The sequence below is a fragment of the Streptomyces sp. NBC_01013 genome, assembly GCF_045162765.1.
In the GTDB taxonomy this organism is placed as follows: domain Bacteria; phylum Actinomycetota; class Actinomycetes; order Streptomycetales; family Streptomycetaceae; genus Streptomyces.
In genome coordinates this window covers 3,512,213-3,524,601 of the sequence record NZ_CP108687.1, presented here as the reverse complement: position 1 = coordinate 3,524,601, position 12,389 = coordinate 3,512,213, and the positions used below count along the sequence as shown (strand labels likewise).

At 71.8% G+C, this 12,389-nt stretch carries 11 protein-coding genes; 10 read left to right on the top strand and 1 reads right to left on the bottom strand.

All coding sequences use genetic code 11. The features are described from left to right. The first annotated feature begins 57 nt into the window (after window positions 1-57). The 8 genes from OG538_RS15105 to OG538_RS15070 all read left to right on the top strand — a co-directional run bounded on the left by OG538_RS15105 (window position 58) and on the right by OG538_RS15070 (window position 7,407). Window positions 58-780, top strand: coding sequence for a LysM peptidoglycan-binding domain-containing protein (locus OG538_RS15105; protein ID WP_406093861.1), 723 nt, complete (start codon window positions 58-60; stop codon window positions 778-780). Further along, the gene (locus tag OG538_RS15100) at window positions 777-2,546 is read left to right on the top strand and encodes a VgrG-related protein (RefSeq protein ID WP_406093859.1); all 1,770 of its coding nucleotides are present in this window, start codon (window positions 777-779) and stop codon (window positions 2,544-2,546) included. The genes OG538_RS15105 and OG538_RS15100 overlap by 4 nt, the downstream gene beginning before the upstream one ends. Window positions 2,547-2,604: 58 nt before the next feature. After that, complete coding sequence (locus OG538_RS15095; RefSeq protein ID WP_406093857.1) at window positions 2,605-2,922, top strand: PAAR domain-containing protein; 318 nt, start codon at window positions 2,605-2,607, stop codon at window positions 2,920-2,922. Further along, window positions 2,919-3,326 (top strand): GPW/gp25 family protein, encoded by a 408-nt coding sequence (locus tag OG538_RS15090; RefSeq protein WP_406093855.1) that lies wholly within the window; start codon window positions 2,919-2,921, stop codon window positions 3,324-3,326. The genes OG538_RS15095 and OG538_RS15090 overlap by 4 nt, the downstream gene beginning before the upstream one ends. Beyond that, the gene (locus OG538_RS15085) at window positions 3,326-5,287 is read left to right on the top strand and encodes a putative baseplate assembly protein (protein ID WP_406093853.1); all 1,962 of its coding nucleotides are present in this window, start codon (window positions 3,326-3,328) and stop codon (window positions 5,285-5,287) included. The genes OG538_RS15090 and OG538_RS15085 overlap by 1 nt, the downstream gene beginning before the upstream one ends. Continuing rightward, entirely contained in the window at window positions 5,284-5,847 is a 564-nt protein-coding gene (locus tag OG538_RS15080; RefSeq protein ID WP_406093851.1) for a phage tail protein, read from the top strand. The genes OG538_RS15085 and OG538_RS15080 overlap by 4 nt, the downstream gene beginning before the upstream one ends. 475 nt (window positions 5,848-6,322) lie before the next feature. Further along, a complete protein-coding gene (locus OG538_RS15075; RefSeq protein ID WP_406093849.1) occupies window positions 6,323-7,096 on the top strand; it encodes a zinc ribbon domain-containing protein in 774 nt (257 codons plus the stop codon). Then, window positions 7,093-7,407 (top strand): DUF397 domain-containing protein, encoded by a 315-nt coding sequence (locus OG538_RS15070; protein WP_406093847.1) that lies wholly within the window; start codon window positions 7,093-7,095, stop codon window positions 7,405-7,407. The genes OG538_RS15075 and OG538_RS15070 overlap by 4 nt, the downstream gene beginning before the upstream one ends. A 100-nt stretch (window positions 7,408-7,507) precedes the next feature. On the opposite strand, the gene OG538_RS15065 is transcribed toward OG538_RS15070, so the two are convergent. Beyond that, window positions 7,508-9,802 (bottom strand): hypothetical protein, encoded by a 2,295-nt coding sequence (locus OG538_RS15065; RefSeq protein ID WP_406093845.1) that lies wholly within the window; start codon window positions 9,800-9,802, stop codon window positions 7,508-7,510. A gap of 263 nt (window positions 9,803-10,065) precedes the next feature. Here OG538_RS15065 and OG538_RS15060 point away from each other — a divergent pair, with 263 nt between their 5' ends. Both OG538_RS15060 and OG538_RS15055 read left to right on the top strand, forming a co-directional pair. After that, window positions 10,066-11,001, top strand: a complete 936-nt coding sequence (locus OG538_RS15060; protein ID WP_406093843.1) for a hypothetical protein — start codon at window positions 10,066-10,068, stop codon at window positions 10,999-11,001. A 136-nt stretch (window positions 11,002-11,137) separates the two neighbouring features. Further along, entirely contained in the window at window positions 11,138-12,382 is a 1,245-nt protein-coding gene (locus OG538_RS15055; protein ID WP_406093841.1) for a DUF4157 domain-containing protein, read from the top strand. The last annotated feature ends 7 nt before the right edge of the window (window positions 12,383-12,389 follow it).

Here is a 12,389-nt window from a genome sequence, read left to right as displayed (position 1 = left end):
CACCCGCGCCCGGGCCGAGGACGCCCATGACAGAGACGAGCAGGAAGGAGGGACACCATGCCGGCAGCTGCCCGCACGAGCCGAGCCCGCGCCCAGTTGACCATCATGGAGCCGCCGGCGGACGTGGGGGCCAAACCGTCCGGCACCCTCGCCCGGCTCACGCTGCAGTTCAATCCCGCGACGCTCTCCCTGACCAAGAGCACCGAATGGCGGCGGACCCCCTCCCGGACCGCCGGCGAGTCCGCGCTGCCGGAATTCGTGGGCAGCGGACCCCGGTCGCTGTCCCTGGACGTCTTCCTGGACGCCACCGCCACCCACGACAACTCGGTGGAGAAGGCCGTGGAGCAGCTGATGACGGCTTGTGTGCCCACCCCGAGCAGCCTGGGCCGCAAGAAGCCGTCGAGCCCCTGGGTCCGCTTCGACTGGGGAACGTCGAAGACGACGTCGTTCGACGGGGTGCTGTCCAGCCTCTCCATCTCGTACACGCTGTTCGACGTCGACGGGAAGCCGCTGCGCGCCACCTGCTCCCTGTCGATCGAGGAGGCGAGTGTCGACCCGGCCGGCCAGAACCCCACGTCCGGATCGCGGGAGGCGCGCCGCACCCACCGGGTCGTCGCCGGTGACAGCCTGCCGTTGCTCGCCTGGCGCGAATACGGTGACGCCACCGCGTGGCGGACCATCGCCGAGGCCAACGACATAGATGACCCCATGCAGTTGGCGCCGGGCACCGAGCTCCTGGTGCCCGCCCTCGAAGACGACGCCCCGGAGGGCACCCGGTGACCGCACCCGCCCGTTCCTTCGCCGCCGACCCGATCGTGGAGGCCCCCGCCGAGCTCCCGCAGGCCTGGGCGTCCCAGCTGGTGAGCTGCGCGGTCGACGAGAACGTCGGTCTGCCGGACACCGCCGTACTGACCTACCGGGACCCGTACCACACGCTCCTCACCGCCACCGGGATCACCATCGGTACCCCGTTGAAGATCTCCGTGGTCACCGTCCAGGAACAGGCGAAGGAAAGGCTGTTCACCGGAGAGGTCACCGCGCTCGAACTCGACAGCGACACCACCGGCTCCTTCACCGTGGTCCGGGCCTTCTCCAAGGCCCACCGGCTCCAGCGTGGTCGCAAGGTGGTGGCCTTCCGCAACATGAAGGCCGCCGACATCGTCCGCAAGGTCGCCGCCGGGGCCGGGCTCACCTGCGGGAAGGTGGAGGCGGCTCCCGTCATGTACAAGCAGCTCACTCAGCCCAACATCTCGGACTGGGACTTCCTCCAGTACCTCGCGGCCGAGAGCGGCGCGCACGTACGGGTGGACGAGAAGGGTCTGCTGCAGTTCGTGAAGCCGAAGCCCGCCGCCTCGGCGCCCTCCCCCTCCACCTCGGCCACCCGGCATCCGATGGTGCTGGAGTACGGGCGCAACCTGCTGGCCCTGAGAGCCGTGCTGACCGGCGCGGACGGGGCGGACAGCGTCGAGGTGCGTGGCTGGGACGTGGACACCAAGACCCGGCTGGTGGCACGCGAGCCGTCCGTCCGCAGCACCACGGTGGTCCCCGGGATGAGCGCGTCCGTCGCGGCCGGGGCGTTCGGCCCGAAGGCCCGGATGACGGTCGCCGACACCCCGTACCGGACCCAGGCCGAGGCCGGCGCGGTCGCCGGCGCGGTGGCGGCCCGGGTGAGCTCGGGCTTCGGGGAGATCGAGGCCGTCGCCGAGGGCAACCCCCGGCTGCGGGCCGGGGAACCCGTCGCCCTCGGCAACGTCGGGCCCGCGTTCGCCGGCCGCTACACGGCGACGGCGGCCCACCACGTCCTCGACCCGCACGGCGGTTACCGCACGACCGTGCTGGTCAGCACCTCCCCCGACCGTTCGCTCTCCGGGCTCACCGCCGGCGGTACGTCCCCGCACGGCCCCCGCATCCCGGGCCTCGCGATCGGCGTGGTCACCGACATCCGGGAGGGCAGGGGCAAGGGCGAACGCGGCTCGGTCCGGCTGAAGTTCCCCTGGCTCGACGACACCTACGTGTCCGACTGGGTCCGTACGGTGCAGTGGGGCGGCCAGGGCGGCGGCGGGGTCTTCAGCCCCGAGGTCAACGACGAGGTGCTGGTCGGCTTCGAACAGGGCCTGCTGGACAGCCCGTACGTGCTGGGCGGTCTCTACAACGGCGTCGACAAGCCCTCGCCCCACGACGTGCCCTTGGTCGACCCGACCAGCGGGAAGGTCAACCGCCGTTCCCTCGTCTCCCGTTCGGGCAACCGGATCGAACTGCTCGACGCTCCGCGCGGACCGTCCGGCGTGCGCCTCGCCACCGGCGACAAGCAGCTGGAGGTCACCCTGGACGAGCGGAAGGGCGAGATCGCGCTCAAGGTGTTCGCCCGCGGCACCTCCCGGGTGCTCAGCTCCCTCTCCCTCGGCCGGTCGGGGATCACGCTCGACGCCGGTACGGGGAACGTGGACGTGAAGGGGGCCTCGGTGACCATCAACGGCAAGACCGGGGTCACCGTCGACGGCGGACTGCTCGCCGTCCTCAAGGCGAGGCTCATCCGGATCAACTGACACCCGCGCCCGCTCCGGCGTCACCCGAAGCCCCGATTCAGCAAGGAGAACAGCAGCCATGCCCCCCGCAGCCCGCACAGGCGATCCCACCGTCCACGGAGGCGTCATCGGCACCCCGCCACCGGGTGCGGTGGCCGTCGCCACCGTGCTGATCGGCGGCAGGCCGGCCGCAGTCACCGGCAGCCTGCACGTGTGCGTCATCCCTCCGCACGCCCTGCTCGGCCCGGGCAACGTCGTCATGCCGTCCCCGGCAGCCGCGGCCGGCGGCCTGGTCCTGATCGGCGGACTGCCGGCCGCCCGCATGGGGGACACCACCAGCTGCGGCGCCAAGATCATCAGCGGTGCGCCGAACGTCCTGGTCGGAGGCCCGCTGTGAGCGGAAGCGGATTCATCGGACGCGGCTGGGGCTTCCCGCTGCGGGTCGGCGCCACGGGCGGCATCGGCATGGTCGAGCGGGACCAGGAGATCGAGGAGGCCATCGGGCTGGTGCTCGGCACCGCACCGGGGGAGCGGCCGATGCGGCCCGAGTTCGGCTGCGGCATCCACGACTACGTCTTCGCGCCCGGCGACGGCGCCACCGCCGGACGCATCGCCCACGAGGTGCGTACGTCGCTGGAGCGCTGGGAACCACGCATCGAGGTGAGGGACGTGGTGATCGCCTTCGACACCGTCGACGAGGGAACCCTGTACATCGACGTGCACTACACCGTGCGGTCCACCAACGACCTGCGCAACCTCGTCTTCCCCTTCTACACGATCCCGGAAGCGGGGGCGGCCTGATGTCCCTGCCTTCCCCCAACCTGGACGACCGCCGCTTCCAGCAACTCGTGGACGAGGCCAAGCGATACGTCCAGCAGCGCTCTCCCGAGTGGACCGACCACAACGTGTCGGACCCCGGGGTCACGCTCATCGAGACCTTCGCGTACATGGTCGACCAGTTGCTGTACCGGCTGAACCGCGTGCCCGACCGGAACTACTCCGCCTTCCTCGACCTGCTCGGTGTGCGGCTGTTCCCGCCGACCGTCGCCCGCGCCGATGTCGACTTCTGGCTGTCCGCCCCCCAGCCGGACACCGTGCGGCTCCCGGCCGGCACGGAGGTCGCCACCGCCCGGGGCGAGACGGAGGAGGCGGTGGTCTTCTCGACCGCCGAGGATCTGGCGATCGTGCCGAGTTCCCTGGTCAGGCTGGTCACCGCCCCCATGTCCGGCGACCAGACGGACCGCACCGCGCCGCTCGGCGCGGGCAAGGACATCCCCTGCTTCCAGCCCCGGCCGGAGCCGGGCGACGCCCTGCTGTTCGGGCTGCCCACCGCCGTACCCGGGTGCATCGTCGCCGTACGCCTCGACAGCCGGGTGGAGGGCGTCGGCGTCGACCCCCGGCAGCCGCCGCTGGTGTGGGAGGCGTGGGACGGCGCCCGCTGGGTGCCCTGCCGGACGGGCACCGACAGCACCGGAGGGCTCAACAAGCCCGGCGAGATCACCGTGTTCGTGCCCGCCGGGCACACGGCCTCGGTGACGGCCGGAGTGCGGGCCGGCTGGCTGCGCTGCCGGGTCACCGCCCCCGAGCCGGGGCAGCCCTTCTACTCGGAGTCGCCGACGATCCGCGAGGCCGAGGTGTTCACCGTGGGTGGCACCACCGGCGTCGAACACGCGGAGACCGTCCTCGACGTACTGCTCGGCACCTCCGAAGGGGTCGCAGGCCAGCGCTTCTCCGTGACCAAGGTGCCGCTCCTGATGGACGGGGACCCGCCCGTCGTCCAGGTGTCCTCCGCCGAGGGCTGGCAGCTCTGGACACCGGTGGAGCACTTCGGCGCCTCCTCCCCGGGCGACCGGCACGTGCGGATCGACGCCGTCACCGGCGAGTTCGCCTTCCCGCCCGAGGTACGCGAGGCGGACGGCACGATGCGGGTCTACGGTTCGGTGCCACCGAAGGGTGCTCAGCTCCGGGTCCCCCGCTACCGGACAGGCGGCGGGGGCGCCGGGAACGTGGCGCGCGGCGCCATCCGTGTCCTGCGCAGCTCGGTGCCGTACGTCGCCTCCGTCGACAACCGCGAGGCGGCACGGGGCGGGGTCGACGGCGAGAGCGTGGAGAACGCCAAGGTGCGCGCGCCCCACATCCTCCGCGTCCAGGAGCGGGCGGTCACGGCCGAGGACTACGAGGTCATCGCCCGCGAGGCCGCGCGCTCGCTGCGCAGGGTCCGCTGTCTGCCCGCCGTCGCCGGAGAGGGCGGTGCGGTGCGGGTCCTGGTGGTGCCCGACGCGGTGCCCGACGAGGGGGGCCGGCTGCGGTTCGAGCAGTTGATCCCGCCGGACTCGGTGCTGGCGACGGTCGCCGAGCGGCTCGACGAACGGCGGCTGGTCGGCACCCGGCTGATCGTGGAACCGCCCGCCTACCAGGGCGTCACCGTGGTCGCCGAACTCGTGGCGGCCGACGGCGAGGTGGACCGCGTGCGGGCCGAGGCGCTCGACGCGCTGTTCCGCCACATCGACCCGTTGCGGGGCGGCGCGGACCGGACCGGCTGGCCCTTCGGCAGGCCGGTCCAGTACGGCGAGATCTTCGCCGTACTACAGGCCGTGCGCGGCGTCCGCCTGGTGGACGAGGTACGGCTGTTCCCCGCCGACCCGCTCACGGGACGCCGGGGAGCGGCGGCGGACCGCATCGACGTCGCCGCGAACGCCCTGGTCTTCTCCCACCAGCACCAGGTGGTCGTCACCGCGGCCGGGGCCGGTGACCGCCCATGACCAGGGCCTCGGTCCCCGGGCTCCCCAGCCGCTACCCGATCGGCGGACTGCTGCCCGCGCTGTACGCGGACGACGACCTGGCCCAGCGCTTCACGGCAGGCCTCGACACCGTGCTGGCCCCCGTCCTGTCCACCCTCGACAACCTCCCGGCGTACTTCGACCCCGCGCTGACCCCGGACGACTTCCTGCCCTGGCTGTCTTCGTGGGTCGGGGCCGACGTCGACCCGGCGTGGCCGGTGGAACTGCGCCGGGCCGTCGTCACCCGTGCCGTCGAGCTCCACCGCCGGCGCGGCACCCGCCGTGGCCTGACGGAACATCTGCGGCTCTGCTTCGGCGTGGAGGCGTACGTCCACGACGGCGGCGGAGCCGCCTGGTCGTCGGAGCCGGGTACGGAACTGCCCCCGCCCCCGACCGGGGAACTGCTGGTACAAGTCCGGGCACCGGCCGGAAGGCCGGTGGACGCGGCCCGCGTGCTGGCCGTGGTCCAGGCCTCGTGCCCCGCCCACCTCACCTGCCGGGTGGAGATCCTGCCGGGCTCACCGGACGAGACAGGAGACTGACATGACGCGCTCGTGCCCGGCGTGCGGCGCCGCCAACGGCGAGGACGAGGACTTCTGCGGAAGCTGCGGTACGTACCTGGGCGGGTCGTCCCGCCGCTCCCGAACGCCGGCACCGGCGCCGGAGGGTGACGCCCCGGAGCCTGCGGTCGGGGACGCAGGGCCCGTGGGTGAAGCAGCGCCCCCGGTCCCGGCCCCCCGCCCGGCCCCGGCTCCGGCCCCGGCACCGACGCCGGTCGCCGCACCCCCGCCCGCCCCGGTCGCGGAGACCCCGCCGAGCCCTCCGCCGCCCGAGACCGCCACGCCTGAGGCCGCCCCGCCCGAGACCGCCACGCCGGAGCCCGCTCCCGTGCGGCAGACTCCGCCTGCCCCTGTGCGGCCGCCGGAGCCCACCCCCGTCCGCCCGGCGCCGCCTGCCCCCGTGCGGCCGGCGCCGCCGGGTCCGGTGCGGCCGGTGCCGCCGGTGGAGGACGAGCCCGTGGGGGCCGTACAGCCCGGCGTACCGATCGCCGCGCGCCCCGTCGTCAGGCCGGTGGCGGCGGTCGACGAGCCGGGCGGTTCGCCCTGCCCGAAGTGCGGCACCTCCAACCGGCCGGACCGCAAGTTCTGCCGCCGCTGCGCGGCACCGCTGAACCCGGGTGAGCAGGCTGAGGCGCTGCCCTGGTGGCGCACCAGGTGGCCGTTCAACCGCAAGGTACGGGCAGGTTCGGGGCGGCTGCTGCGCGGGAGCGTGCTGGCTCTGCTGCTCGCCGGGCTCCTGGTCGCGGGCTTCCTGCTCGTACCGGCCGGGCGCTACGTCTTCGAGGACGTGCGGGACAAGCTCGGCGGGACGGGGGAGATCAGCCCCACGGACGTCTCGGCGAGCGCAGCCGTCCCAGGGCACCCGGCGAAGCTGGCCACGGACGGGGTGACGAACACGTACTGGGGCGCCCCGAAGGTGGGCGCCTCGCTGACCGCGGAGTTCGAGAAGCCGTTCCGGCTGGTCGGCGTGACGGTCCACACGGGGGTGTCGGCGAAGGCCGAGGCGTTCCGGCAGGGCGCAAGGCCGACTCAGGCGGAACTCCGCATCACTACGCAGGACGGCACGATCCACGACAAGACGTGGCCCCTCACCGACAAGCCCGGCGAGCAGACGGTACGGACCGGCATCAGCGACGTCGTCTCCGTCAGCCTCGTCGTGCGGGAGGCGGCAGGGCAGGAGAAGGGGCGGCCGATCGCCCTGGGGGAGATCGAGTTCTTCAAGCGCACGTGACGGGAAGGGGCGGCCGGTTCAGCCGCCGTGGCGCTGCTCGTGACGCGACGCCGCGGCCGGCAGCCAGGTGTCCGGCCACTCCGCGTTGGCCCGGTCGCGCGTACCGGCGTACCCGGAGGACGAGATCGCCCGGCACGTCGGGGCGAGGCTGGAACGGCAGTCGGTGCTGTCGCGAGGGCGGAGCCTGCGTAGAGGCAGCCACCTGCCCCCACACCCTCCACGTCCGCGAGTCCCAGGTCACCGACGGCCCCACCTTCGCCGTCGCCCCCGCCGCCTGGACCGCGTTCCGGGGTCACGCCGCGAACATCTGAGCAGCGCGCGCGTCACCGTCCCGTGGAACGGCCCCCACACCCGTGCTGCTCGGGGGTGTGGGGGCCGTCCTGTGCTCGCGTACGGGCGAACGCGTCCCGGCTAGCCGCCGATGCCGCGCCTGCGCCTGATCCAGACCAGTGCCCCGCCGGCCGCGAGAAGGGCGGCGGCGATGGCGGCGATGGTCAGGACCTGGGTGCCGGTGTCGGCCATGTGGCCGCCCGGGTCACCGCCCGCGGTGGGCGGTGTGCTGTGGCCGCCGTTGCCGGACGGGCCCGGGGCCGGGGTGTGGGTCGGGGCCGGTGTGCCCGTCGGCTGTTCCGTGGGCTTGCCGGTCGGACTGGGCGTGGGGGTCGGGGTGGGGGCGGGACCGCCGCCACCGGGCCGGCCGCTGTTGTCGCCGCCCATCACCGTGGTGCCGGTCGCCTGGTAGTCGAGGGCCTCGTTGCGGGAACCCTGCACCACCGAGGGAAGGTTGGGCTTCTCGGCCCGGAACCGGGCCTTGCTGACCTTCTCCTGAGGCTGCTTGGTCAGGTCGACGCCGCCCACGGTGTAGACCCAGACCTCACCGCCGACGGGGATCTCGTACTTGAAGTCGCCCTCGCTGTACGAGCGCTTCATTTCCTTCCAGACAGTCATCTTGTCCCAGTCGGCGTTCTTGCCGCGCAGGGGCCAGCGCTTCACCTGGTTGCTGTCGATGATCTTCGCGAAGGAGCCGCCGAAGGCCTTCTTGTCCTGGGCGAGGGTCTGGCGGACGTACTCGGCGGCGATGCGGGCCTTGTAGACGCGACGCAGATCGGCGTACTTGGGCGCCTCGTTGATCTGCTTCTGGACCACCGGCAGTACCGTCTGCCGGTAGACGTCCATGTTGTGGGCGGTCTGCTCCTTGGTCAGCGTGCAGGGCATGCCGCCACCGGGGCCGGGTGTGCTGTAGTCCTGGGCGACGGTCTTGACGTCGAGCGGGGCGCTGAGGATGTAGGCGCCGTCGTTCTCGATGCGGACCTGGGCCTTCTTCGGCACGATCCAGTTGCGGGTGGAGCCCATGCAGGGCGCTCCGTCGATCTTCGTGATCTCGTCCCAGAACCGCTTTCCGGCGTCGGTCTTCGGGTCCTCCGCGCGACCGAAGTCGTGCTTCATCTCCATGTCGGCCTCAAGCAGGACGCGACCCGCGTCGGTCTTGTCGAACGGCGGCTCCATGACCGTCTTCGGGTCGTCCGGATTGAGGTTGACCCAGAAGTGGTCAGGGGTGAGGGCGAGCCAGGTGAAGAAGGCGTCCGAGATGAGCTGGGCCTTCTCCTGGCCGCCGTAGCCGGGTGCGGTCTCCTCGTCGGTGTTCTTCGCACTGAAGGCGTAGGAGAGGTTCCCCGTCTTCGTCTGCCCGACGTAGGAGATGTCGAGGGTGGTGAAGTCGACACCGCCCGGACTGCGCAGGCCGTTGCCGGGCTGCGCAATCCGGCCGCGGGCCTGCTCGATCTGACGGCGGACGTCCTCAGGGGTCGGCGCGGACCGGCGGGCCATGTCGGCGCCGGAGCCGAAGGAGGGCCGGTTCGGGTCCGGCGTCATCAGCTGGTTGCTGCCGGGGGTGTACTTGCCCGGGGTGAAGCGCGGGTTCGGGGTGGCGGCGTGCCGGTAGTACTTCACGCCGGCGGCCCTGTACTTGTTGACCGTCTTCTCGTCGGGCTCCAGCCCGTTGATGTAGACGACCTTCCAGCCCCGGCGGACGAGCTCGGCATCGATCTTCAGCTGCCGGGCGTCGTAGCCGATTCCGGACTTGACCTCGTAGACGGTCCGGGTGCGCTGGTTGACCGCGTCGAAGACCCGGCCGTCCTTCATCACGTCCTTGCCGAGAGCCCGTTCGAGCTCCTTGTGCAGGCCGGGGTTGAGGTCGCGGAGGTTCTTCTGGCAGATCCAGTCCACCCCGCCGAGGTCGAAGTACTTCACGACCTCCGACTCGAAACTGCTGCCCCGCTTGTTGTTTCCTTCGTTGCGCGAGTAGATGTTGTTCAGCCACTCGTTGAACGTGCCCTTGTAGGGCTTGGAGCCGGCCTGGGTCTGCTTCCAGGTCGCGACCGCGTTCTCAGGCGTTCCCCACTTGTAGTTCTTCGAGCTGTCCCCGTCGGGCAGATCGATCAGCCCGGGGTCGGTGAGCGCCTCGAAGCCCTTGGCGAGGTGGTCGTAGCCGTAGAAGCGGTCTTCGGCGTTCGGAGTCTTCCACTGGTTCGGGCCGGCGGGCTTGGACCCGGGCAGCTTGTAGGCCGGCGGCGGTGTCGGGCTCGTGCCGTACTTGTCCATGCAACGGCCCAGCATCGGCTTCGGCGGCGCCGCTTCGGCGCTGTGGTGCAGGCCGGGAAGTGGCCCGGCGACCAGTACGGTCGCGCCGAATGCAACGGCCGCCACGCGAAGCCTTGTCCAGCCGCGTGCGCGTATCGCAGAGTGCATGTGTGTATGTCCCTCGTGGGGGCAGCGGTCAGCCCTTGTGCGCAGGGCGGGCAAGGGAAGGTCGGCGGTGCATGGCCCCCGTCGATGCCACCGCCTCTCCTGGCACCCTAGCGGCCGGCGTCCCCGGGCTCACGGGGGTACACAGGCGTGGCGCACAACAAACACACGTCCTCCAAGGGCATTTGGCGCCGACGCGGGGTGGCCGCCTACGCTTCCCGGTCATGACCACCGACCCGCACCACCCCACCCATGAGGAGCTCCTCGACCGGTGGCTTGACGACATGCAGGTGCTGACCGCCCGGCTCGAACAGGTGCACCTGCCCGGCGACTTCGCGTTCGACTACACGCCCGCCTCCCTCGCCGCCCTCGAACGGGAGCTGCTCGACGAGGAGTCCGACAGCGGCCTGCGCCGGGCGGCGATCCCCTACATCGGGGAAGTCCTCATGGACGCCTGCGGCGGCCGGTGGGACATCGACCCCGACGCGGGCGGCGAGGACGGCGAACCGTTCGTCCGCCCCGACCCCGCCCTCGGCCTGCCCCCGGTGTTCATCGGCGTCCTCATCGACGTCGCCCTGGCCGAGGAGTCCGGGGAGGCGTTCACCCGCGAGCGGGAGGAACTGGCCGAGGCCGTGTCCTCCCGGCGCCGGACCGTCCCGGGCTGGGAACCGTACAAGGAACGCTCGCCCATGGACCCGATCGGCCCGCAGCCGGCGGACGCGTGGCTCCAGTCGTGGCTGGCCCGGCGGCGCGACTCCCACCCGTCCTGGGTCCGGGAGCTGTCAGTGGCCCAGGACGCCGACGGGTGGGACGACTTCGCCCCCTCGACGCTGGATGCCCTGGAGCGCCGGGTACGCGACAGCTACCGCACCCTCGCCGACTTCGACGCCGCACGCGAGGGACCGTTCCTCCAAGGCGCCGTCTGGTACCTCGGACAGGTCATCTGTCTGCACCACGACAGCACGTGGGTGCACTGGGCGATCGAGCCGGACGCCCCGCGCGGCAGCCACCATCACGCGGACAACCCATGGTCCGGCATCCCCTTCACCCACCAGCCCCACAAGCGCAGGGCGCGCCCCTGCGACCCGCTCGACATGCTGCGCGGCCTCATCCGGTACGGGACGGACTACCACCTGGCCGACGTCGTCGCGGACGTCTGAGGGCCACGATTCGCCCCTTCCGCCGCGGAGTCGACGTCCGCCGGGGCCAGTCAACTGTGCCCCGGGGGACCTGGAACCGGAGCCGCGCCCCGGGGTATGCAGGAAGAGTCATTCCCCCGGGCAGGAAGAGGTCTCCATGCGCAGCCAGGACGGTGCTGAGAAGACCGGCGCGGCTCACGGCCCCGACCGGGCCCGCAAGCCTGCGGCCGCAACCGGTGTGCCGGTCGCCGGCCGCCTGGCCCTGCAGGGCAGTATCGGGAACGCGGCCGTCGTCCAGATGCTGCGGGCCGCCGGTCACCCGGCCGCCCAGGACCGGCACAGGCACGGGGCCGGATGCGGTCACGAGCAGGCGGAGCAGCCCTCGGTGCAGCGCTCTGCCGTCAGGGACGTGCTGCGCTCGGCCGGCCGGCCGCTGGACAGCGCCGTGCGCACCGATATGGAGTCCCGACTGGGGGCGGACTTCTCCGATGTCCGCATCCACAACGACGCTGCCGCCAAGGCGTCGGCCGCCGAAGTCGCTGCGCGCGCCTACACCTCCGGCCACCATGTCGTCATCGGTGCCGGCGGAGCCGACAACCACACGCTGGCCCACGAGCTCACCCACGTCATGCAGCAGCGCCGGGGCCCGGTCGCCGGTACCGACAACGGCTCCGGGCTGAGCGTCTCCGACCCCTCCGACCGGTTCGAACGTGAAGCGGAGGCCAACGCCGCACGGGTCATGCGCGCGCCCGCTCCGGGCCGGCGCGAGGACGACACCGCCCAGCGCTCCGTGTCCTCGGGCACCCCACTCCAGCGTGCGCGTCCGTCCGTCGTGCAGCGTGCCCCGCTCGCGGGCTACAACCCGCGGGTCGACTACCCGCAGGGAGCCCATTCCGTGACGGTGAACGGCACGGCGGGCGACGTGGGGATAGAGATGAAGGGAGACCTCTTTCCCGGCCAGCTCGGGACCGGACAGGCGCCCACCGTGCAACCCGCCTGGTGGCCGGCCAGTGGTACCCCGATCGGGGACTGGTTCAAGAACTACATGGTGCAAGGGCATCTCCTGAACCACAATCTGGGTGGTTCAGGAAAGCATCTGGAGAATTTGACCCCGCTGGTCAGGCAGGCGAACAGTCAGCATCACGCGAAGGTCGAGAAAGGCCTCAAGCTGGCCATTCTCCAGTCGGGGTACACCGCCCGCTATCACGTGACGGCGGACTTCAGCTCTCATCCCACCTCGGCCGACATGAAGATGACGCCGGGATCTCCGGAAGCCATAGCCTTCGACAGTATCTATCGATTCGGTCTTCCTGGGATGATCAGGGCGGAATACACCTTGTACGACGCCAAGAACAAGGAAGTGGGCGGGGACGCGTGGGAGATCGAGAACAACAACCTGTAGTGACTTC

Bases quoted from the DNA above. Each gene is read 5' to 3' on its own strand.
- OG538_RS15085 (WP_406093853.1), top strand. From the start codon at position 3,326: ATGTCCCTGCCTTCCCCCAACCTGGACGACCGCCGCTTCCAGCAACTC.
- OG538_RS15055 (WP_406093841.1), top strand. From the start codon at position 11,138: ATGCGCAGCCAGGACGGTGCTGAGAAGACCGGCGCGGCTCACGGCCCC.
- OG538_RS15080 (WP_406093851.1), top strand. From the start codon at position 5,284: ATGACCAGGGCCTCGGTCCCCGGGCTCCCCAGCCGCTACCCGATCGGC.
- OG538_RS15095 (WP_406093857.1), top strand. From the start codon at position 2,605: ATGCCCCCCGCAGCCCGCACAGGCGATCCCACCGTCCACGGAGGCGTC.
- OG538_RS15105 (WP_406093861.1), top strand. From the start codon at position 58: ATGCCGGCAGCTGCCCGCACGAGCCGAGCCCGCGCCCAGTTGACCATC.
- OG538_RS15060 (WP_406093843.1), top strand. From the start codon at position 10,066: ATGACCACCGACCCGCACCACCCCACCCATGAGGAGCTCCTCGACCGG.